The sequence below is a fragment of the Streptomyces sp. NPDC058646 genome, assembly GCF_042716875.1.
Classification (GTDB): Bacteria; Actinomycetota; Actinomycetes; order Streptomycetales; family Streptomycetaceae; genus Streptomyces.
On the sequence record NZ_JBHXRK010000025.1, the window covers coordinates 66,378 to 86,953 of the forward strand.

Below are 20,576 nucleotides of genomic sequence, written 5' to 3' on the forward strand. Positions count from 1 at the left end.
GCGCCCGGACGATCAGTCGTGGGAGTGAAGCGGCTTGCCGGCGAGGGCCAGGTGGGCCTCGCCCATCGCTTCGTTCTGGGTCGGGTGCGCGTGGATGAGCTGCGCGACCTCGGCCGGCAGAGCCTCCCAGTTGTAGATCAGCTGGGCCTCGCCGACCTGCTCGCCCATCCGGTCACCGACCATGTGGACGCCGACCACGGCACCGTCCTTGACCTGGACGAGCTTGATCTCGCCCGCGGTCTTGAGGATCTTGCTCTTGCCGTTGCCCGCGAGGTTGTACTTGAGGGCCACGACCTTGTCCGCGCCGTAGATCTCCTTGGCCTTGGCCTCGGTGATGCCGACGGAAGCAACCTCGGGGTGGCAGTAGGTGACGCGCGGGACACCGTCGTAGTCGATCGGGACGGTCTTGAGACCGGCCAGACGCTCCGCGACCAGGATGCCCTCGGCGAAGCCGACGTGCGCGAGCTGGAGGGTCGGGACGAGGTCGCCGACGGCCGAGATGGTCGGCACGTTGGTCTGCATGTACTCGTCGACCAGGACGTAGCCGCGGTCCATCGCGACGCCCTGCTCCTCGTAGCCCAGGCCCTGCGAGACCGGGCCGCGGCCGATGGCGACCAGCAGCACCTCGGCCTCGAAGGTCTTGCCGTCGGCCAGCGTGACGCGCACGCCGTTCTCCGTGTACTCGGCCTTGTCGAAGAAGGTGCCGAGGTTGAACTTGATGCCCCGCTTGCGGAACGCGCGCTCCAGCAGCTTCGAGCTGTTCTCGTCCTCGACCGGGACGAGGTGCTTGAGGCCCTCGACGACGGTCACGTCGGTGCCGAAGGACTTCCACGCCGAGGCGAACTCGACGCCGATGACGCCGCCGCCCAGCACGATCGCGGACTGCGGCACGCGGTCCAGGACCAGCGCGTGGTCCGAGGAGATGATGCGGTTGCCGTCGATGTTCAGGCCCGGCAGCGACTTCGGCACGGAGCCGGTCGCCAGCAGGACGTGGCGGCCCTGGATGCGCCGGCCGTTCACGTCGACGGAAGTCGGCGAGGAGAGGCGGCCCTCACCCTCGATGTACGTCACCTTGCGGGAGGCGACCAGGCCCTGCAGGCCCTTGTACAGGCCCGAGATGACCTCGTCCTTGTACTTGTGCACACCCGCGATGTCGATGCCCTCGAAAGAGGCCTTGACACCGAACTGGGCCGCCTCGCGGGCCTGGTCCGCGATCTCGCCCGCGTGCAGCAGAGCCTTCGTGGGGATGCAGCCGTTGTGCAGGCAGGTGCCGCCGAGCTTGTTCTTCTCGATCAGGGCAACGTCCAGACCCAGCTGGGATGCGCGCAGCGCCGCGGCGTAACCGCCACTGCCACCGCCGAGGATCACTAGGTCGAAAACGGTGCTGGCGTCGTTCGCCACGTCACGTCCTCCATGCATGTGCGCCGGGCACCGGTCCTCTGTGACCGGGCGGCGGCTGGTAATCGGCCGCTAGTTCTTCGGCCCTGTGGTGGGGGCCCTGTCCTGCCGAGAACCCATCTTCGCATTTGTCGGGGGAACGCGGGACGCCGGGCCCACGATGTGGCAGGTCGTTCTGCCCGAAGCTGGGGTTACCAGTGCGTAGAAACCTACGGATTTCGTTGTCGGTGAACACGCCTCAAGCCCTGGTCGAGTGGAGGACCAGGGCTTGAGACATGTCACATCCGGCCGGACGGGGCTGCGTCAGCCCAGGTCGCCCGTGGCGGTGCGCTCCGCGAGGCGCACCAGGGTGCGCACCGCGGAGCCGGTGCCGCCCTTGGGGGTGTAGCCGTACGGGGCACCCTCGTGGAAGGCCGGGCCGGCGATGTCGAGGTGGGCCCAGGTGATGCCCTCGCCGACGAATTCCCGCAGGAAGAGGCCGGCCACCAGGCCGCCGCCCATGCGCTCGCCCATGTTGGCGATGTCGGCGGTGGGGGAGTCCATGCCCTTGCGCAGGTCCTCGGGGAGCGGCATCGGCCACGAGGCCTCGCCGACCTCCTCGGCGATCTCGTGGATCGACGTGCGGAAGGCCTCGTCGTTGGCCATGATGCCGAAGGTGCGGTTGCCCAGGGCCAGCACCATGGCGCCGGTCAGGGTGGCCACGTCGACGATCGCGTCCGGGTTGTCCTCCGAGGCGCGGGTCAGCGCGTCGCCGAGGACCAGGCGGCCCTCGGCGTCGGTGTTGAGCACCTCGACGGTCTTGCCGCTGTACATGCGCAGCACGTCACCGGGGCGGGTGGCGGAGCCGGACGGCATGTTCTCGGCGAGCGCGAGCCAGCCGGTGACGTTGACCCGGAGGCCCAGCTTCGCGACCGCGGTGACGGCGGCGAAGACGGCGGCGGCGCCGGCCATGTCGCACTTCATCGTCTCGTTGTGGCCGGCCGGCTTCAGGGAGATGCCGCCCGAGTCGTAGGTGATGCCCTTGCCGACGAAGGCCAGGGTCTTCTCCGCCTTGGGGTGGGTGTAGGAGAGCTTCACCAGGCGCGGCAGGTTCTCGGAACCCTTGCCGACGCCCATGATGCCGCCGAAGCCGCCCTTGACCAGCGCCTTCTCGTCCAGGATCTGGACCTTGACGCCGTTCTCCTTCGCGGTCGCGGAGGCGACCGCGGCGAAGGCCTCGGGGGTGAGGTCGTTCGGCGGGGTGTTGACCAGGTCGCGGGCGATGTTGACCTCGGTCGCGACGACCGTGGCGCGCTCGGCCGCGGCCTTGTGCTCCTTGTCGCGCGGCTTCGCGCCCAGCAGGGCGACCTCGGCCAGGGGCTGCTTGGGTCCGGCCTGCTGGTCGCCGTTCGCGCGCTTCTTCTCGCCGCCCTGGTAGGCGGTGAAGGCGTACGCGCCGAGCAGCGCGCCCTCGGCGACGGCGGTGACGGCCGAGGCGTCGTCCAGCGGGAGGGCGAAGGCGGCCTTCTTGCAGCCGTGCAGCGCGCGGGCCGCGGCGCCGGCCGCGCGGCGCAGCACCTCCTCGTCGAAGGACTCGTCCTTCTCCGGTACGGATCCCAGCCCGACCGCCAGCACGACGGGAACCTTGAGGCCGGCCGGGGCCGCCAGCTTGGTGACCTCGCCCTCGGAGCCCGACGCGCCGAGGGCGTCGAGCACGGCGGCGAGCTTTCCGTCGTAGGCCTTGTCCACGGCCTCGGCGCCCTGCGCGACGACCGGGCCCTTGGGGCCCTTCGCCACGCCGACCACGAGGGCGTCGGCGCGCAGCGTCGCCGCGCCGGCAGTGCTGAGAGTCAGAGCAGTCACGGTGGTGAAGTCTCGCTTCCGTTTGTGTGTGCGGGGCTGCGGTCGCGTCAGGGTCGCCGGCCGCTCCGCAGCGATCGTATTCCGGCCCGTCGGCCGCCGGAAACGAGCCTACGCGCAGGTACTCACCCGTACGCCACTCGAAGGTTTGGCAAGTTGTTCGATCGAGACGCCGACAGGTTCACCCATCTGTGGCCTCTGTTCCAGGTTTGCCCCTTAGACCTGACGAGGTCCGAGAGACTCGGTCCACTCTCGCAAGGGGACGCGGGGTTCCTTTGCATGATTTCCACAGAGCCTCCCCGGCCCGGTCGTCCGCCACAGGGCCGGAGTCGAGGGATGCCTGCGGGGGGAAAGGCCGAAATGGTCAACAAGAACCGGATGAACAGGATCGCCGCCGCATGCGCGGCGGCGGCCCTGATGTCCGTCGCACTGCCCGCCGCGACCGCCCAGGCGGCGTCGGCACCGCGCATCGACCTGAAGGTGCTGGTCGTCGACGACGGCGGCAGCTCGGTCGAGGCGATCACCGCCGAGCTCCGGGACACCGGCGTGCCCTTCACCCGCGTGCAGCTCGGCAGCAGCAGCCGCCCGGTCATCGATGCGGCGTACCTCAGCGACACGGTCGACGGCCGGCCGCGCGCGAAGTACCAGGGCGTCGTCCTGCCGAACGAGAACCCCTTCGGCGAGGGCTCGCCCGAGATGGCCGCCCTGGCCGCGTACGAGACGACGTACGGCATCCGCCAGGTCGACGCCTACACCTGGGCCCACCCGGGCGTGGGGCTGGAGTACACCGACAACGGCGGGTACAGCGGCCGGCTCGACGGCACCCGAGCCGCGGTCACCCCGGCCGGCAAGGCGGGCCCCTTCGGCTACCTCGGCGGCCAGGTCGCCTTCGAGGACAACTCGGTGCTCGTCCCCGAGAGCTTCGGCTTCATGGGCAAGCCGCGCCCCGGCTACACCAGCTACCTCGACGCCCCCGTCGGCTCCGGACGGGCCTCGCTCGTCGGCGAGTACACCCACGACGGGCGCAGCGAGCTGGTCGTCACCTTCGGCTACAACCAGCACCAGCAGCAGTTCCGGCTGCTCGCCCGCGGCATCGTCGAATGGCTCACCCAGGGGGTCCACCTCGGCCAGAGCCGCAACTACTTCGCCGTCCACGTCGACGACGTCTTCGCCCCCGACGCGCGCTGGAACAAGGAGCTCAACTGCACGCCCGGCGACTACGCCTGCCCCGGCGGCGAGGGCAAGGAGAGCACCATCCGGATGACCGCCGCCGACGCGCAGTACGCCGTGCAGTGGCAGACGTCCAAGAACTTCAAGCTCGACATGCTCTTCAACGGCGGCGCCGGGGAGGAGTGGAAGGCGGAGAACGGAGGCGTCGACGCGCTGACCGCCCAGCTGGTCGCCGACCGGTCCAGGTTCCGCTGGATGAACCACACCTACACCCACCCCTTCCTCGGCTGCGTCCAGAACACCGCCACCGTGCCGTGGAGCTGCGTCAAGAACGCCCAGGGCCAGATCCAGTACATGAGCCGGGCGGAGATCTCCGCGCAGATCCGGGACAACAACAACTGGGCCGCCTCCAAGGGCATCGCCATCGACCGCACCGAGCTGGTCACCGGTGAGCACTCGGGGCTCAGGACCAGTCCGCAGCAGGCCCAGGACAACCCCAACCTGGCCGGAGCGCTGGCCGACAACGGCGTGAAGTGGGCGGGCAGCGACAACTCCCGCGAACCCGCCCAGCGCACCGTGGGCGCCGCCCTGACCGTCCCGCGCCACCCGATGAACGTGTACTACAACACGGGCACCAACGCGGAGATGGCCGACGAGTACAACTGGATCTACACCAGCCGCGCGCACGGCGGCAGCGGCGTCTGCGAGGACAACCCGGCGACCTCCACCTGCCTGCCCGCCCCGGTGGACCCGGACACCGGCTACCTGGACCACATCGTCCCGCAGGAGGCCCGCACGGCCCTGCGTCACGTACTGGCCAACGACCCGCGGCCGCACTACGTGCACCAGTCCAACCTGGCCGAGGACCGCACCCTGTACCCGGTGCTCGACCAGGTCCTCGACACCTACCGCACCCTCTACGCGCCGAGCGCGCCGATCGTGAACCAGAGCATGAAGGACACCGGCGTCGAACTCAGCCGCCGCGCCGCCTGGGACGCGGCCCTCTCCGCCGACAAGGTGACCGCCTACCGCATCGGCACGGCCGTCACCGTCAAGGCGCCCGCCGGCGTCGTGGCCCCGGTCACCGCTCCCACCGGCACCAAGAAGCAACTCCTCCTCGGGACCGCGGACTTCGGCACCGCCTACGCCGGCACCCGCTCCACCTGGACGGGGCCCGAACTGCTCCAGAGCGCCGTCACGCTGCGCCTGCCCAGCTGACCTGCCGCCGCACCGCATGCACGGGTGAGTGAGCCGAAGGGGACCTGTCGGCGAAGGAGGGCGAGCGTCCGCAGGAGACCGCGAAGTACGCGCGGCCTCCGAGGACGCACGCCCTCCTGGAGCGACGACAGTGCCCCGGAGGCGAACGAGCTTCAGAGAAAGAGTCCTGGGGGGACACACCGCATGAGCCATGGGCGTCACGTCACGATGCTCACCGAAGGCACCTATCCGCACGTCCACGGGGGCGTCAGCACCTGGTGCGACCAACTGGTCCGCGGGATGCCGGAGGTCGACTTCAACGTCATAGCCCTGACCGGCTCCGGGCGCGAGCCGGTCACCTGGGAGCTCCCGCGCAACGTCTACCGCCACACCGCCGTCCCGCTCTGGGGCCCGGCACCGGCCGCCGCCGGTCGGTTCCCCTTCGGTCGCGGGCGCCGCACGGCGCTGCGGGGCAAGGCCCACCGCCGCTTCGCCGAGGTCTACGAGGCCTTCCTGCTCGCCCTGCTCGATCCGCCCGCCGGCCCCGCGGGCCCCGCCTTCTCCGAGGCCCTGCGCGAACTGGCCCTCCTCGCCCGGGCCGGGAAGCTCGCCCCCGCCCTGCGCTCCGAGTCCGTCCTGCGGCTCCTGATGGCCGTCTGGACCCGGCCGGGCCTCGCCACCGCCGAGGCGGCGCCCACCATCCACGACGCGCTGACCGCCACCGACCTGCTGGAGCACGCGCTGCGGCCGCTCGCCGTCCGCATCCCGCCCGACAGCGTCGCGCACGCCGTCAGCAGCGGCCTGGCCACCCTCCCGGCCCTCGCGGCCAAACGGCTCGACGGAGTGCCCTTCCTCCTCACCGAACACGGCATCTACCTGCGCGAGCGCTACCTCGGCTACCGCACCGCAGCCCAGCGCTGGCCCGTCAAGGCCCTCATGCTCGGCTTCTACCGGGAACTGAACACCGAGGGCTACCGGCAGGCCGACCTGATCACCCCCTGCAACCAGTACAACCGCCGCTGGGAGGAGCGCGGAGGCGCCGATTCCGACCGGATCCGCACCGTCTACAACGGCGTCGACCCGCACGCCTTCCCCGCGGCCGGCCCCGAACCCGAGGTGCCCACCCTGAGCTGGTGCGGCCGGATCGACCCGATCAAGGACCTCGAAACCCTCATCCGCGCCTACGCCTTCATGCGCGAGGAACTGCCCGCCCTGCGGCTGCGTCTCTTCGGCCCCGTCCCGGCCGGCTGCGAGGAGTACCAGCTCCGCCTGGAGGAACTCGCCGCCGGACTCGGGGTGGCCGACGGGATCACCTACGAGGGCCGCATCGACCAGGTCGCCCGGGCGTACGCGGCCGGCACGGTCGTGATGCTCTCCAGCATCAGCGAGGGCTTCCCCTTCAGCATCATCGAGGCCATGTCCTGCGGCCGCACCACCGTCTCCACCGACGTCGGCGGGGTGCGCGAGGCCGTCGGCGACACCGGCCTCGTCGTCCCCCCGCGCGAACCCGAGACCATGGCCCGCGCCACCCTCGCCCTGCTCCGCGACGCCGGACGCCGCGCCGAACTCGGCCGGATGTCCCGCGAGCGGGTGGTGGAGAAGTTCACCCTCCACCGGTCCGTGGACGGCTTCCGGCACATCTACCGGGAACTCGCCGGCCAGCCCGTCCTGCCCGTCCACGAGGGCGACGCCTGGACCCAGCGGCTCGCCGCCCCCTACTACCGGGAACTCGCCGCCCTGGGCCGCCCCCAGGCCGACACCGCCGAAGGGGGCTCGTGGTGAGCGGTTCGCTCTGGCTCAAGCCGCCCGGACCGGACGGCCACCGGGTGCCCGCGGGGCACGCCGCGGCCGGCCGCCGCGGCACGGCCCGGCCACCGGGGGCCGCCGACGCCCTGCCCGGCATCCCCCGGCCGCGCCGCGAAGGCCCCGCCACCGACCCGATGGACGAACTCGCCCGGCGTCTGGACGTGTTCGTCGCCGCGGCCGTCCACCCCGACGAGATCGCCGCCGTCCTCGAATCCGACGGCATGACCGACGAGTACATCCGGCTCACCTACGGGCGCCACGACTCCTTCGCGCTCGCCGAGGACCTCTACGCCCGGGTGCCCCGGGCCTTCCCGGAACCGGTCGACGTCCCCGACCCCTGGAAGGTGTCCCTCACCGCCTGCCTGCTGCGCGGGGTGATCTTCGCCCTGCCCGGCCTGGCCTACGTCCTCGGCGCGCCCCTCCTGGAAGGCCCGCCGGACCGGCTGGGCCTGCCCGCCGGGACGCTGACCCTGCTCGCCGGGGCCCTCATCGGCTGGGTCTGGGACCAGACCCTGTCCCACCGGGCCTACTCCTGGCTCGGCCTCGGCGACCGGGCCGCCGCCGGACGGACCCTGCTCCTCGGGGCCCCCGCCGGATCCGTGCTGGGGACCGCCGCCGCGATGGCGGTCCCCGGCGGACCGCCCTTCTCGTACGCCTTCGCCGCCGGACAGGCGCTCTACGTCGGGGCCGCCACCGTCCTGCTCGTCCTCGGCCGCGAGCGCGTCCTGCTCCGCGCGCTCGCCCCGATGGCCGCGGGGGCCCTGCTCGCGCTCTTCGTGGACCTGCCCGTGCCGGTCCGGGTCTCCCTTCTCGTGGTGTCCCTGGTCGCCGCCTGCACCCTGGCCGTACGGGAACTGCCCCTGGCCGAGGGCGCGCGGGCGGCGGCCCGCAGGATCCGGGGCTGGGCGGAGCGCCGGCCGGGGGAGGGGCCGGTCCGCTGGCGGATGCTGCGGGGCGCCGAGGAGGAGTTCCGGCCCCGCGGGCCCCGGCTCGGGGACTCCGTGCCCTACGGGGTCTTCGGCCTCGGCACCGGCCTGCTCGTCCTGTACGCCGCGCTCGGGGAGGTGCTCGCCGGAGGCCCGGCCGAGGCCGTCGCCGCGCCCTCGGCGGTGGCCCTCACCCTCAGCATGGGCCCCGCAGAATGGCTCCTCCACCGGTTCCGCAGCGGCAGCCTCGCCGGGCTGCGGGCGGCCCGCTCGCCCCGGGCGTTCTGGCGCCGGATGCTCGCCACCCTGACCCGCTGCCTCGCCGTGTACCTGGTCGTACTGCTGGCCCTGGGCCTGACCGGAACCCTGCTCTGGCCGGGCGCCCCGGGCCTCACCGCCGTCCGGGTGGCGACGCTCCTGCTGCTCGGCACCGTGATGTGGACCGGGCTGCTGCTGCAGTCCTTCGGGGCGGTCCGGCCCGCCGCCGCGGTCTGCGCCTCGGCCGCGGTCGCCCAGAGCCTGGCCCTGCTGACCGGGCTGGGGCAGCCCCGGGTGGTACAGCTCGTGGTGGCGGGCACGGCCGCGGCCGTACTGGCCGGCCTGGTCTGCCTGCTCCTCGGCCGGGCCACGGCACACCGCTGAGCACCGGCTCCCCCGGAACACGTGAAACGACTCCACCCGTCCCGAGAACGCACGAGAGCGTACGAGAACGCACGAGAGCGTACGAACGCACAGAAGAAGGACGTCATGCTGCTGGTGCCCCTCTACGAGCACCCCGCCGACCGGCCCGACGCCTGGGAACGGCTCATCGACGCCGCGGGCCGGCTGCACTCGGTGGTGCTCAACCCCGACAGCGGCCCGGGCGAGGCTCCCGACGCCCGGTTCGCCCTGGTCGCCGAGCGGCTGCGCGAGGCCGGGGTACCCGTCCTCGGGTACGCCGACACCGACTACGGGCGGCGCCCCCACGCGGCCGTGGTGCAGGACCTGCTGCGCCACCGCGACTGGTACGGAACCGACGGGGCCTTCCTCGACCAGGCCGCAGCCGGCCCCGAACTGCTGCCGCACTACGAGCGCCTCGCGGTCGCCGCCCGCGCCGCGGGCGCCCGTACCCTCGTCCTCAACCACGGGGTCCACCCGCACCCGCGCTACGCCGAACTCGCCGACCTGCTCGTCACCTTCGAAGGGCCCTGGGACGCCTACCGGGACGCGGCCGCGGCACCGCCCTGGACCGCGGACCACCCCGCCCAGCGGTTCTGCCACCTCGTCTACGCCGTCCCGCCGGGCGCCGGCGCCGCCGGACTCGCCGGGGAACTGGCCACCCAGCGCGGCGCCGGGGTGCACTGCGCGGTGCCCGGAACCGGCGCCCACCCGTGGGGAACCCTCCCGTACGCCCTGGAGGCAGCGGGATGAACCGTTTCCGCGACCGACTGCGCCTGCGCGGCCCGCTGCTGCTCCTCGTACCGCTCCTGCTGCTCGCCGCCTGTACGGCCGGGCCGGAGGACGGGGAGAGCGGGCCCTGGCCCGACCGGGCGCCCGGGGAGCGCTGGCAGCCCCGGCCGGGGACGGGCTGGCAGTGGCAGCTCACCGGGAAGCTCGACACCTCGGTGGACGTGCCCGTCTACGACCTCGACGGGTTCACCACCACCAAGGAGCAGGTCTCGGCCCTGAGGAAGGCCGGACGCAGGACCATCTGCTACGTGTCCACCGGAGCCTGGGAGGACTTCCGCCCGGACGCGGACGCCTTCCCGAAGGAGCTGCTCGGCCGGGGCAACGGCTGGGAGGGCGAGCGCTGGCTGGACATCCGGCGGCTGACCGAGCTGGAGCCGCTCGTCGCCGCACGGTTCGACATGTGCCGCGACAAGGGCTTCGACGCGGTGGAACCCGACAACATGGACGCCTACCGCAACACCTCCGGCTTCCCGCTCACCGCCGAGGACCAGCTCGCGTACAACCGGCTGATCGCGAAGCTCGCCCACGACCGGGGCCTGGCGGTCGGCCTGAAGAACGACCTCGACCAGATCCCGCAGCTGGTCGGCGAGTTCGACTTCGCGGTCAACGAGCAGTGCGCCCAGTACCGGGAGTGCGAACGGCTGACCCCCTTCATCGAGGCCGGCAAGGCCGTCTTCCACGTCGAGTACGAGCTGTCCGCGGCCCGGTTCTGCGAACAGGCGCGCGCGCTGAAGTTCAGCTCCCTGCAGAAGCGCTACGACCTCGGAGCCTGGCGCAAGGCCTGCTGACGCTCAGAGGGGCAGGATCGCGTGGACCCGGTAGCCGCCCCCGAAGCGCGGTCCCGCGAAGCAGGACCCGCCCAGGGCGGTGGTGCGCTCGCGCATCCCGAGCAGGCCGTGGCCCCCACCGGGCTCGGCCGGCTCGGCCGCCCCGTCCGCCGGGGAGCCCCCGTCGTCCAGGACGGTCACCTCCACCGAGGAGCCGACCCGCACGACGCTGACCTCGGCCCTGGCCCCCGCGCCCGCGTGCTTGCGGACGTTGGTCAGGGCCTCCTGGATCACCCGGTACGCCGCCAGGTCCACGGCCGCGGGCAGCGGCCCGTCCCCGCCGCCCAGCTGGACCATCACCCGCACGGGCAGCCCGGCGTGCAGGAAGGTGTCCACCAGTTCGTCCAGTACGGACAGCCCCGGCGCCGGCTCGGTCGGGGCCTCCGGGTCACCGGACTGCCGCAGCAGCCCCACCGTGGCCCGCAGCTCGTTGAGCGCCGACCGGCTGGCGTCCCGTACGTGGGCGAGCGCCTCCTTGGCCTGGTCCGGCCGCTTGTCCATGACGTGCGCCGCCACCCCCGCCTGCACGTTGACCAGGGCGATGTGGTGGGCCACCACGTCGTGCAGGTCCCGGGCGATCCGCAGCCGTTCCTCGGCGACCCGCCGGCGGGCCTCCTCCTCCCGGGTCCGTTCGGCCCGTTCGGCCCGCTCCCGGATGGCGTCGACGAAGGCCCGCCGGCTGCGCACCGCGTCCCCGGCGGCAGCGGCCATCCCCGTCCAGGCGAAGATCCCGATGTTCTCCTGTGCGTACCAGGGCAGCGGCCCGGCCAGCATGGCCACGCCGGTCAGCCCCGCCATGGTCAGCAGCCCGATCCGCCAGGTCGTGGGCCGGTCGGTGTGGGCGGCCACGGTGTACAGGGCGATCACGGTGCACATGGCGACGGGTGCCCGCGGTTCCCCGGTGGTCAGCTCCAGCAGGGAGAGCCCGCAGGTCACCGCGAGCACGGCGCGCGGATGCCGGCGCCGCAGCACCAGGACCGCGGCGCCGAGCAGCATCAGCAGGAGCGAGACCGGGTCGGGGGTCCGGGTCCCGAAGGTGGGCCCGTGCGGCCCGTGCGGATCGGCGAAGGAGCCGACGACCATGGAGACGAACGCCCCGGCCGCGAGCACGGCGTCGGTGGCCAGCGGATGGGCCCGCATCCACTGCCGGGTGGGCGCGAACGGCCCGAGGTCTGTCGTCACCCCGATACGGTACGGCCTGACCGGTGTCCTGCTCAGAGGGTGTCCACCGGCGGCGTGCGCCACCAGCCGATGCAGGTCTCCGCGATCCCGAAGACGATCAGGATCTGCGCGAGGGCGCCCCGGACCGGCAGGTCCGGGGCGGGGACGAACCACTTCCCGCGGACGAGCGCGTCCCGGACGGTCCGGAACAGGGGCCCCACTCGCGGCGGGCGAACCGCCGCAGCGGGGCTGTGGTCCGGGCTGTCAACGGCGGGTCCCCAGGTGTCTGCGGTGCAGCCACTTCGGAAGGCCGGGAGCCTCCAGGAAGCCCTCGGCCCGTCCCGCCGCGATGCCGATCCGCAGCAGGTCCGAACTCTTCTCGAAGAGCATGAACCGCGGTTCCCAGATCGGCCGGTATTTGGCGTTGGCCCGGTAGAGGGACTCGATCTGCCACCACCGGGAGAAGAAGCTCAGCAGCGAGCGCCACATGCGCAGGACCGGACCGGCGCCGAGCCTGGAACCGCGCTCGAAGACCGACCGGAACATGGCGAAGTTCAGCGAGACCTGGGTGACCCCGATCTCCTTGGAGCGCTCCAGGAGTTCGATCACCATGAACTCCATCAGACCGTTCTCGGAGTCCCGGTCACGGCGCATCAGGTCCAGCGACAGCCCCTTCGGCCCCCACGGCACGAAGGACAGCACCGCGCGCAGGTCGCCCTTGCCGTCGGTGCACTCCAGCATCACGCACTGGCCGTCTCCGGGGTCGCCCAGACGGCCCAGCGCCATCGAGAACCCGCGTTCCGTCGCACCGTCGCGCCAGTCGTCGGCGCGGCGCAGCAGCTCGTCCATCTCCTCGGCCGGGATGTCCGCGTGACGGCGGATCCGGACCGTGTACCCGGCCCGCTTGACGCGGTTGTACGCCTGGCGGACGGTCCGCATGGCGCGGCCCTCCAGGGTGAACTCGGCGGTCTCCACGATGGCTTCGTCGCCGAGCTCCAGCGCGTCCAGGCCGTGCCGCGCGTAGATCTGCCCGGCCTCCTCGCTCGCCCCCATCACGGCCGGGACCCAGCCGTGCTCGCGGGCCTCGGCCAGCCAGGGCTCGATGGCGCCGGGCCACGCCTCGGGGTCGCCGATCGGGTCGCCGGAGGCCAGCGAGACCCCGCCCACGACGCGGTAGGTGACGGCGGCCTTGCCGGTGGGGGACCAGATCACCGACTTCTCGCGGCGCAGCGCGAAATAGCCGAGCGAGTCCCGCTCGCCCTGTCCGGCGAGCAGCGCCCGCAGCCGCTCCTCGTCCTCCTCGGTGATCGGGTCGACGGCGCGACGCGAACGGAAGGCCGCGAACAGAACGGCGAGCAGCAGCATCATCGACATGAAGTTGATGAAGACGTCCACCCAGCCGGGCGTGGTGATGGCGTGGTGGATCCGGTCGTCCGGGGCCAGGGTGACCAGCCGCATCACGCCGTACCGCCAGCGGGCCAGGAAGGAGGCCTCGGAGGCGTCGGGGTCGGTGTTGGCGGCGCCGACGAGCAGGGCCGCGACCAGCGAGGTGACCAGCAGGCCCACCGCGGCCACGACGGTGGCCAGGGCGGGGTTGGAGCGGTCGCCGCGGGCGTAGAACTCGCGGCGGCCCACCAGCAGGGCGCCGACGAAGGCGGCGGTCAGCCCGAGCGAGACCCAGTTCTGGGCGTGGTCCCGGAACTCGGGGTAGCACATGTTCCAACGGCCGCCGGTGCAGGGCGCGAAGGCCGCCACGGCGAAGGCCAGCAGCAGGGCGCCGCTCACCGCCAGGTTCAGGATCCAGGCGGCCCGCTTGCGCCGGCCCATGGTGACGGCGAGCAGCAGTGAGAACAGGCCGGAGGCGAAGCCCGCCGTGAGGAGGTACGGGGTGTAGAAGTCGGCGGTGTTGTGCCTGCGCAGGTCCTGCCCGAGCGAAAGCCACACCGCGCTGAGGAAGTTGACGAAGGTGACGGCCCGCAGGTACCACACCGCGAACGCGGCCCCCCGCCGCGAGCGGGCGCTCCCCCTGCCGGTCTCCCGGCCGCCCCCTGCCCCCTTGCCGGCGGGGTCGCCGCCGGTCCCTTTCCTGCCGGATGCCTGACCGGGTACCGAGGTGGTGCCCCGGGCGGTCTCTGCGCTGGTCAAACGGACCTCTCCCATAAAAAGCGATCATATGGGGCGCCGCCGTCCGTGCGTGGGCGGTCCGGGAGCCACGGCCTGGTCAGGGCCGCGGGTCCCGGTGGCTCACTCCGTCGGCTCCGGCGCCACCGCCCGCTCCGGCAGTTCCGCCGCGAGTGCGGCGGCCGCCTGGACCAGGGGAAGCGCCAGCAAGGCCCCAGTACCTTCACCCACTGTGACGCCGTGGTCGAGGAGAGGGTTGAGCGCCATCCGGTCCAGCGCCTTCGCCTGACCCGGTTCGCCGCTCGCCTGGCCGGCCAGCCACCAGTCGGGCGCCCGGAAGGCGGCCCGCTGGGCCACCAGGCCGCAGGCCGCCGAGACCACGCCGTCCAGGATGACCGGCGTACGGCGCACCGCGCACTGGAGCAGGAAGCCGGTGATCGCGGCCACGTCCGCACCGCCGACGGCCCCCAGCAGCGCCACCTGGTCGCCGAGGACCGGGCGGGCCCGGCGCAGCGCGTCGCGGATCGCCGCGCACTTGCGCATCCAGGCCAGGTCGTCGATGGGCAGACCGCCGCGGCCGGTCACCACGGAGGCATCCGTCCCGCACATGGCGGCGACGAGCGTGGCGGCGACGGTGGTCCCGCCGACGCTCAGGTCACCGAGGACGACCAGGTCCGTCCCGGAGTCGGCCTCCTCGTCGGCGATGCGCATCCCGAGCCGCAGCGCGGACTCGGCCTCCTCCGCCGTCAGCGCGTCCTCGACGTCGATCCGCCCGCTGCCGCGCCGGACGCGGTGGCGGACCACGTCCTCGGGGAGCAGGCCGGGGTCGCAGTCCAGCCCGGCGTCGACGATGCGGACGCCCGCGCCGAGCCGGCGGGCCAGGACGGCGACGGGGCTGGTCCCCTCCAGCACGGCGCGCACCAGCTCGTGCCCGCTGGAGGCGGCCCGGGCGGAGACGCCCCGGGAGGCGATCCCGTGGTCGGCGGCGAAGAGCACCACACGGGGATGCTCGACCGGCCTGACCGGCACCTGCCCCTGCGCGGCGGCGAGCCACTCGGCGAGGTCGTCGAGCCGGCCCAGCGCGCCGGGCGGCACGGCCAGCCGTTCACGGCGGTCCTCGGCGTCACGCCGGACGCCCCCGTCGGGGCGCTCGATCAGATCGGAGAAGTCGTCGAGATTCAGCGTGCTCATCTGCCGAAGCGTACAGCCGGTGAGGCCTGCCCCCGGGGGGTGTCCGGCCATGATCCGGCCGGCCCGCGGGTGCCTGTCCGACGGTTCCGGGCCGCGCACCGTGCCCCCTACTGCTTGAGTACGACCGCCTGTCCCGCGACCACCAGGAGCACGTGCTCGCACTCGCCGGCGACCGCCGCGTTCAGGCGGCCCAGCTCGTCGCGGAAGCGCCGCCCCGAGGCCGTCGCCGGGACGACCCCCGAGCCGACCTCGTTGCTGACGAGCACCACCTGACGCCGCGTCGAACGGACCGCCGCGGCCAGCTCCGCCGTCCGTTCGTGCAGCTGGGACCGGCCGCCCTTGGCCCAGACGGAGTCGTCCCAGGCCCCGGCCGTGTCCATCGCGTCCGTCAGCCACAGCGCCAGGCAGTCGACCAGCAGCGGCGGCCCGCTGTCCGCGAGCAGCGGCGCCACCTCGCAGGTCTCCACCGTCCGCCAGGACGAGGGGCGCCGCTCCCGGTGCAGACCGACCCGCTGCGCCCACTCCGCATCCCCGTCACGGCCGCCCCCGGTGGCCACGTACACCACCTCGGGGAAGGCCGCCAGGCGCCGCTCCGCCTCGTAGGACTTGCCCGACCGGGCCCCGCCCAGTACGAGGGTCCGGCGCGGCAGGCCGGGCGCCGCGCGGTACTCGCCCACGAGCACCGTGGTGCCGTCCGGCACCGTCCGGGCCCCCGCGGCGGCGCAGCGGCGGTCCAGCTCCGGGCCCGGGGGGACGTCGTGGTCCAGGTGCACGGCGATCACGTCCGTGGCGGGGCCGACCGCGCCGGTCGCCCGCAGCCGCGCCAGCGCCTCGGGCCGGCCCAGCACGTCGGCGAGGACCACGTCGTACGGCCGCCCGGCGGGGACGCGGGCCCCCGCCGGGGCACCGCCCGGCGGCAGGTACAGCAGCCGGCCGCCGTCCGGGCCGGTGACCTCGTACCCGGTGCCCGGCGCGTCCATCGGCACCGCCCGCACCCGGTGGCCGGAGATCACCGACAGCTCCCGCCCGTCCGGCACCCGCCCCGCGGCCGGCAGCCCGGGCGGCAGCTCGACGGCCGGGCCGTCGTGCGGGTGGGTCAGCAGGACCTGCCGTACGCCGGCCAGCGAATGCCCGGCCCGGGCGCCGGCCAGTACCGCCCCGGGGGTCAGGTCGAGCAGCAGCGCCCCGTCGACGAGTACGGCCGTGGCGGCGCGGGAGAGGGTGCCGACGGAGACCGCGCAGGCGGCGCAGGGGCATCCGGGACGGGGCAGGCCCTCGGGTGTGCCGGTGCCGAGCAGAGTGAGTTCCACAGGATGATCCTCCCGCGTCGCCGGGACTGCTGCGCGCCCGGTTACTCTGCGGGCACACTCAAGGCGAGAAGCGTGTGAGCAGCGGACGAGCAACGGAGGCGGACATGGCGTGGACGTGGCGGTTCGAGAAGGCCGACGGCAGCGAGACCAGCCCGGCGGTGGAACCGGAGGAGTTCACCACGCAGGGGGACGCGGAGTCCTGGATCGGCGAGGTCTGGAAGGAGCTGCTGGAGGGCGGTGCGGAGCAGGTGAAGCTGTCGGACGACAACGGCACCGAGCTCTACACCATGAGCCTGCGCGAGGCACTGGACGCCTGACCCTGCGGAGCCCGTCGGCCGGGCCCGGGCTCGGCCCGGGCCCGGCCCCCGGGCGCCCCGGGGCCGTTCGGTCCCGCCCCGCCCCCGGAGGGCTACTGGCCGCGGACCCCGCACAGGTGCAGCAGCGCGGCGACGCCGCGGTAGGGGTCGGTCCGCCCGGCACGGTCCTCGGCGGCCAGCAGCCGCTCCAGCTCCCCGTCCTGCGGAAGGGCCTCACCGGCCTCCGTCCCGTCGGTGAAGACGCGTACGCCGTACCAGGCCTGGACCGGCGCACCGATCCCGGAGAGCGTGGCCGTCAGCTCGGCGAGCCGGTCGGCGCGCACGTCGAGGCCCAGCCGGTTCGTGTAGTCGACGCTGTCGAAGGCGGCCAGCGCGCCCTTCCAGTCACCGCTCAGCCCGGGCCGCATGGCGAGCGCGTCGCCGTTGCGCACCAGCAGGGACAGCAGTCCGCCCGGGGCGAGCATGCGGGCCAGCCCGGCGAGCATGGCGTCCGGCTCGGGCACGTACATGAGCACCCCGTGGCACAGCACCACGTCGAAGCTGCCCGGCAGGAAGTGGGCGCCGGTCTCGCGGCCGTCGCCCTCCATGAGGCGGACCCGGTCGCGGATCCCGGCGGGTTCACCCGCCAGCGCCTCCTGGGCGACGGCCAGCATGCCCGGGTCCTGCTCCAGACCCGTCACCTTGTGCCCGGCGCGGGCGAGACGCAGCGCCTGGGTGCCCTGGCCCATGCCGACGTCGAGGACGCGCAGCCGCTGCCCGACGGGGAAGCGGTGCGCGATCTGCTCGTCGACCTGCCGGCCCACCAGTTCCTGGCGGACGGCGTTGCGCAGCCCCCCCAGGCCCTCCAGCCAGAGCCGTGCCCCCTCAGCGAAGCCGTCTCCCGACGCTCCGGGCCTTACTCGGCTCAGGGCCGTTCCCCGCGCTTGACCTGCGGCTTCGGCAGGCGGAGCCGGCGCATCTGGAGGGTGCGCATCAGGCCGTACGCGACGGCACCGCGGCGCGGCTCGTCGGGGAAGCGCTGGACGAGGGCCTTGCGCAGGCGGAAGACCAGGCCGACGGAGTCGACGATGATCAGGGCGATCACGCCGAGCCACAGCAGCAGGGCGATGTTCTGGATCGACGGCACCCGCACCATGCTGAGCACCAGGATGATCACTGCCAGGGGCAGGAACAGTTCGGCGACGAAGAAGCGGGAGTCCACGAAGTCGCGGACGTACCGGCGGACGGGGCCCTTGTCACGGACGGGCAGGTAACGCTCGTCGCCGCTGGCCAGCGCCTCGCGCTGCTTGGCCATCTCTACCCGGCGGCGTTCTCGGGCTCGCTTTGCGTCCTCCTTGCGGTTGCCGGTCGAGGCCACGACGGCCTTGCGCTGCGACTGAGCCACAGCACGCTTCGGCGTCGGGCGGCCCTTCGGGGCCTGCGGGTCACGGGGCTGCGAGAGGTCGGCGCTCACCTTGTCGGTGGCGGCGGCCTTCTCTTCCTTGGAGGAGCGGCTACCAAACACAAAACCCAAGCCTACGTGGTGGAAGGCACGGCCCCCACCCCGGCGGGGAACGATCCGGCAACGGCGGGCGTCTTCCCTGTGCAGGGTTCGGGCCGGTGGACCCCTCCTCCCGGCATCGCGCCGGGGGCGCACCTACTCCTTACGCCTGACCCGGCGGCGGAGCAGTCGTCCTGGAGGAGGAGCGCATCCGTCCGCGAACAGTGCGGTAATGGAGACAGGGCCCGTACTGTGGGTTCTGTCGGTGACCTGGAGCACAGTCCGTCTAGAAGGGGGCGCGCGAAGCCCATGAGCGGTGTCATGAAGCGTATGGGGATGATCTTCCGCGCGAAGGCGAACAAGGCCCTGGACCGGGCCGAGGACCCGCGCGAGACCCTCGACTACTCGTACCAGAAGCAGCTGGAGCTGTTGCAGAAGGTGCGCCGCGGGGTGGCCGACGTGGCGACCTCCCGCAAGCGCCTGGAGCTGCAGCTCAACCAGCTCCAGGGGCAGTCCGCCAAGCTGGAGGAGCAGGGCCGCAAGGCGCTCGCCCTCGGCCGCGAGGACCTGGCCCGCGAGGCCCTGTCCCGCCGCGCCTCGCTCCAGCAGCAGGTCAGCGACCTGGAGGTGCAGCACCAGACCCTGCAGGGCGAGGAGGAGAAGCTGACGCTCGCCGCGCAGCGCCTCCAGGCCAAGGTGGACGCCTTCCGCACCAAGAAGGAGACCATCAAGGCCACGTACACCGCGGCCCAGGCGCAGACCCGGATCGCGGAGTCCTTCTCCGGGATCTCCGAGGAGATGAGCGACGTCGGCCTGGCCATCCAGCGGGCCGAGGACAAGACGGCGCAGCTGCAGGCCCGCGCGGGCGCGATCGACGAGCTGCTGGCCTCCGGGGCCCTGGACGACCAGTCCGGGCTGGCCCGGGACGACATCCAGACCGAGCTGGACCGCCTGTCGGGCGGTACGGACGTGGAGCTGGAGCTCCAGCGGATGAAGGCCGAGCTGGCGGGCGGTCCGTCCGCGCAGCAGCAGGCCCTCGAGGGCGGCGCCCCGGGCGCCGGGCAGCAGCCCCAGGGCCAGCACCGGTTCGACAAGCAGTAGGACGGGACCCGTCATGATTGTCCGCATCATGGGGGAAGGCCAGGTGAGCCTCGGCGACGAGCACCTCGCCGAGCTCAACAAGCTGGACGACGAACTCCTCGCGGAGATGGAGGGCGGCGACGAAGAGGGCTTCCGGCGCACGCTGGGCGCGCTGCTCGATGCCGTACGCCGGCTCGGCGAACCCCTTCCCGACGAGGCGCTCGAACCGTCGGAGCTGATCCTGCCCGAGCCGGGCGCGACGCTCGACGAGGTCCGGGGCATGCTCAGCGACGACGGCCTGATCCCGGGCTGAGCCGCCGCCGTCCCGCCGCAGGGCGGACGGCCCCGGTCACCGACGGCACGACGGGCCCGCTCCCTCCGAGCGGGCCCGTCGGCCTTTCAGTGCGGCGGTGCGGGCGGCTGTTCCGCATCCCCGCTGCCGCTGCTGCCGCCGCCGGTGCCGCCCGTGCCCGGTGCCGGTCCGGTGCCCGCCGCCTCGCCCCCGTGCACCGCCAGCACCTGATCGGGGGTCCCGCCGATGAAGTTCTCGAACCTGCGGCGCGGCGCCGCCCAGCGCCGGTCGTGGTGGAAGGCGCGCAGCCCCGCCCTGGCCCGGGCCCGCGGCCGCTTCGCGTAGAACCTCTTCGCGTACGGGGACCCGGGCCGGGCGAGGCGGATCGCGCCGATCAGGGCCACGAAGGGGATGACCGTGCCGAACACCGCCGTGCGCGGTTTGCCCTTCCACAGGGCGATCAGGGCCAGGAAGAAGTTGCTGGCGGTGTTCATCACGACCAGCCCGCGGCTCTGCCGTTCGTCCGGGGTCAGCTCGTTGACCCCGAAGGGCAGGAAGCCGCCGAGGACCAGCGCCACCACCGCGGCCGTCAGCACCACGATCTCCACGCTCTTGCGGCCCTGCTCGCTCCAGTAGACGTCGTCGAGGTGCAGGATCAGCGCGAACTCGTCCAGCACCAGGCCCGCGCCCAGCCCGAAGATCACTGCCGAGAGCAGCGCTCCGAAGCTGTACCGGCTGCTGCCCACCGAGCCGAACCCGCCGATGACCACCAGGATCACCCCCGGCACCACGTGGTGGACGTGCATTCCGCCCGGCGTGACGTTCTTGAACGGCCCCCTCCCCGCGCGGATCATGCGGGTGATCACCCGGGTGATCAGGAAGGAGAGCACGAACGAGAGCAGGGCGAGCAGCAGGGGCAGCTTTCCGGGTTCGAGGACGTTGCGGTACCACCAGTGACCCATCGCACCGACCCTCTCCGCGGCGGCTGCCCATTTGGACGGTATTGGGCAAT

Annotated in this window: 18 protein-coding genes; 8 read left to right on the forward strand and 10 right to left on the reverse strand. The window is 73.1% G+C overall.

Annotated features, from left to right (window positions below):
• Nucleotides 1-12: 12 nt before the first annotated feature.
• Both lpdA and ACFWUZ_RS27240 read right to left on the reverse strand, forming a co-directional pair.
• Entirely contained in the window at nt 13-1,401 is a 1,389-nt protein-coding gene (gene lpdA, locus ACFWUZ_RS27235; protein WP_384378188.1) for a dihydrolipoyl dehydrogenase, read from the reverse strand.
• Nucleotides 1,402-1,701: 300 nt separating this feature from the next.
• Complete coding sequence (locus ACFWUZ_RS27240; protein WP_384378191.1) at nt 1,702-3,240, reverse strand: leucyl aminopeptidase; 1,539 nt, start codon at nt 3,238-3,240, stop codon at nt 1,702-1,704.
• 357 nt (nt 3,241-3,597) lie between these two features.
• On the opposite strand from ACFWUZ_RS27240, the gene ACFWUZ_RS27245 reads away from it, so the two are divergent.
• From ACFWUZ_RS27245 to ACFWUZ_RS27265, 5 genes are all read left to right on the forward strand, one after another.
• On the forward strand, nt 3,598-5,625 hold the full coding sequence (locus ACFWUZ_RS27245; protein WP_384378194.1) for a hypothetical protein: 2,028 nt from the start codon (nt 3,598-3,600) through the stop codon (nt 5,623-5,625).
• 183 nt (nt 5,626-5,808) lie between these two features.
• Nucleotides 5,809-7,386 carry a GT4 family glycosyltransferase PelF gene (gene pelF / locus ACFWUZ_RS27250; RefSeq protein ID WP_384378197.1) on the forward strand — a complete coding sequence of 526 codons (1,578 nt, stop codon included), beginning with the start codon at nt 5,809-5,811 and terminating at the stop codon, nt 7,384-7,386.
• Nucleotides 7,383-8,978 carry a hypothetical protein gene (locus ACFWUZ_RS27255; protein WP_384378200.1) on the forward strand — a complete coding sequence of 532 codons (1,596 nt, stop codon included), beginning with the start codon at nt 7,383-7,385 and terminating at the stop codon, nt 8,976-8,978. The genes pelF and ACFWUZ_RS27255 overlap by 4 nt, the downstream gene beginning before the upstream one ends.
• A 105-nt stretch (nt 8,979-9,083) precedes the next feature.
• Nucleotides 9,084-9,746 (forward strand): spherulation-specific family 4 protein, encoded by a 663-nt coding sequence (locus ACFWUZ_RS27260; protein ID WP_384378203.1) that lies wholly within the window; start codon nt 9,084-9,086, stop codon nt 9,744-9,746.
• Nucleotides 9,743-10,573: an endo alpha-1,4 polygalactosaminidase gene (locus ACFWUZ_RS27265; RefSeq protein WP_384378206.1), complete on the forward strand. Its 831-nt coding sequence runs from the start codon at nt 9,743-9,745 to the stop codon at nt 10,571-10,573. The genes ACFWUZ_RS27260 and ACFWUZ_RS27265 overlap by 4 nt, the downstream gene beginning before the upstream one ends.
• Nucleotides 10,574-10,576: 3 nt before the next feature.
• On the opposite strand, the gene ACFWUZ_RS27270 is transcribed toward ACFWUZ_RS27265, so the two are convergent.
• The 5 genes from ACFWUZ_RS27270 to ACFWUZ_RS27290 form a co-directional block, all read right to left on the reverse strand.
• Entirely contained in the window at nt 10,577-11,752 is a 1,176-nt protein-coding gene (locus ACFWUZ_RS27270) for a sensor histidine kinase (protein WP_384378323.1), read from the reverse strand.
• 74 nt (nt 11,753-11,826) lie between these two features.
• A complete protein-coding gene (locus tag ACFWUZ_RS27275; protein WP_384378330.1) occupies nt 11,827-11,994 on the reverse strand; it encodes a hypothetical protein in 168 nt (55 codons plus the stop codon).
• 43 nt (nt 11,995-12,037) lie between these two features.
• Nucleotides 12,038-13,933, reverse strand: coding sequence for a phosphatidylglycerol lysyltransferase domain-containing protein (locus ACFWUZ_RS27280; protein WP_384378209.1), 1,896 nt, complete (start codon nt 13,931-13,933; stop codon nt 12,038-12,040).
• 84 nt (nt 13,934-14,017) lie between these two features.
• The gene (gene cobT, locus ACFWUZ_RS27285) at nt 14,018-15,085 is read right to left on the reverse strand and encodes a nicotinate-nucleotide--dimethylbenzimidazole phosphoribosyltransferase (RefSeq protein WP_384378212.1); all 1,068 of its coding nucleotides are present in this window, start codon (nt 15,083-15,085) and stop codon (nt 14,018-14,020) included.
• A 107-nt stretch (nt 15,086-15,192) separates the two neighbouring features.
• Nucleotides 15,193-16,395 carry a bifunctional adenosylcobinamide kinase/adenosylcobinamide-phosphate guanylyltransferase gene (locus ACFWUZ_RS27290; protein ID WP_384378215.1) on the reverse strand — a complete coding sequence of 401 codons (1,203 nt, stop codon included), beginning with the start codon at nt 16,393-16,395 and terminating at the stop codon, nt 15,193-15,195.
• Nucleotides 16,396-16,499: 104 nt separating this feature from the next.
• Here ACFWUZ_RS27290 and ACFWUZ_RS27295 point away from each other — a divergent pair, with 104 nt between their 5' ends.
• A complete protein-coding gene (locus ACFWUZ_RS27295) occupies nt 16,500-16,712 on the forward strand; it encodes a hypothetical protein (protein WP_384378218.1) in 213 nt (70 codons plus the stop codon).
• Nucleotides 16,713-16,804: 92 nt separating this feature from the next.
• Here the strand turns inward: ACFWUZ_RS27295 and ACFWUZ_RS27300 are convergent, their stop codons facing one another.
• On the reverse strand, nt 16,805-17,515 hold the full coding sequence (locus ACFWUZ_RS27300) for a class I SAM-dependent methyltransferase (RefSeq protein ID WP_384378221.1): 711 nt from the start codon (nt 17,513-17,515) through the stop codon (nt 16,805-16,807).
• Between the two features lie 101 nt (nt 17,516-17,616).
• Nucleotides 17,617-18,225: a DUF3043 domain-containing protein gene (locus ACFWUZ_RS27305; protein ID WP_384378225.1), complete on the reverse strand. Its 609-nt coding sequence runs from the start codon at nt 18,223-18,225 to the stop codon at nt 17,617-17,619.
• 276 nt (nt 18,226-18,501) lie between these two features.
• Here ACFWUZ_RS27305 and ACFWUZ_RS27310 point away from each other — a divergent pair, with 276 nt between their 5' ends.
• Both ACFWUZ_RS27310 and ACFWUZ_RS27315 read left to right on the forward strand, forming a co-directional pair.
• On the forward strand, nt 18,502-19,293 hold the full coding sequence (locus tag ACFWUZ_RS27310) for a PspA/IM30 family protein (protein WP_384378228.1): 792 nt from the start codon (nt 18,502-18,504) through the stop codon (nt 19,291-19,293).
• Nucleotides 19,294-19,306: 13 nt separating this feature from the next.
• A complete protein-coding gene (locus ACFWUZ_RS27315) occupies nt 19,307-19,585 on the forward strand; it encodes a hypothetical protein (protein ID WP_384378231.1) in 279 nt (92 codons plus the stop codon).
• Nucleotides 19,586-19,671: 86 nt separating this feature from the next.
• On the opposite strand, the gene ACFWUZ_RS27320 is transcribed toward ACFWUZ_RS27315, so the two are convergent.
• Nucleotides 19,672-20,526: a hypothetical protein gene (locus tag ACFWUZ_RS27320; RefSeq protein WP_384378234.1), complete on the reverse strand. Its 855-nt coding sequence runs from the start codon at nt 20,524-20,526 to the stop codon at nt 19,672-19,674.
• Nucleotides 20,527-20,576: the final 50 nt, after the last annotated feature.

Bases quoted from the DNA above. Each gene is read 5' to 3' on its own strand.
- ACFWUZ_RS27245 (WP_384378194.1), top strand. From the start codon at position 3,598: ATGGTCAACAAGAACCGGATGAACAGGATCGCCGCCGCATGCGCGGCG.
- pelF (WP_384378197.1), top strand. From the start codon at position 5,809: ATGAGCCATGGGCGTCACGTCACGATGCTCACCGAAGGCACCTATCCG.
- ACFWUZ_RS27260 (WP_384378203.1), top strand. From the start codon at position 9,084: ATGCTGCTGGTGCCCCTCTACGAGCACCCCGCCGACCGGCCCGACGCC.
- ACFWUZ_RS27265 (WP_384378206.1), top strand. From the start codon at position 9,743: ATGAACCGTTTCCGCGACCGACTGCGCCTGCGCGGCCCGCTGCTGCTC.
- ACFWUZ_RS27270 (WP_384378323.1), bottom strand. From the start codon at position 11,752: ATGCGGGCCCATCCGCTGGCCACCGACGCCGTGCTCGCGGCCGGGGCG.
- ACFWUZ_RS27280 (WP_384378209.1), bottom strand. From the start codon at position 13,933: ATGGGAGAGGTCCGTTTGACCAGCGCAGAGACCGCCCGGGGCACCACC.
- cobT (WP_384378212.1), bottom strand. From the start codon at position 15,085: ATGAGCACGCTGAATCTCGACGACTTCTCCGATCTGATCGAGCGCCCC.
- ACFWUZ_RS27295 (WP_384378218.1), top strand. From the start codon at position 16,500: ATGGCGTGGACGTGGCGGTTCGAGAAGGCCGACGGCAGCGAGACCAGC.
- ACFWUZ_RS27310 (WP_384378228.1), top strand. From the start codon at position 18,502: ATGAGCGGTGTCATGAAGCGTATGGGGATGATCTTCCGCGCGAAGGCG.
- ACFWUZ_RS27315 (WP_384378231.1), top strand. From the start codon at position 19,307: ATGATTGTCCGCATCATGGGGGAAGGCCAGGTGAGCCTCGGCGACGAG.
- ACFWUZ_RS27320 (WP_384378234.1), bottom strand. From the start codon at position 20,526: ATGGGTCACTGGTGGTACCGCAACGTCCTCGAACCCGGAAAGCTGCCC.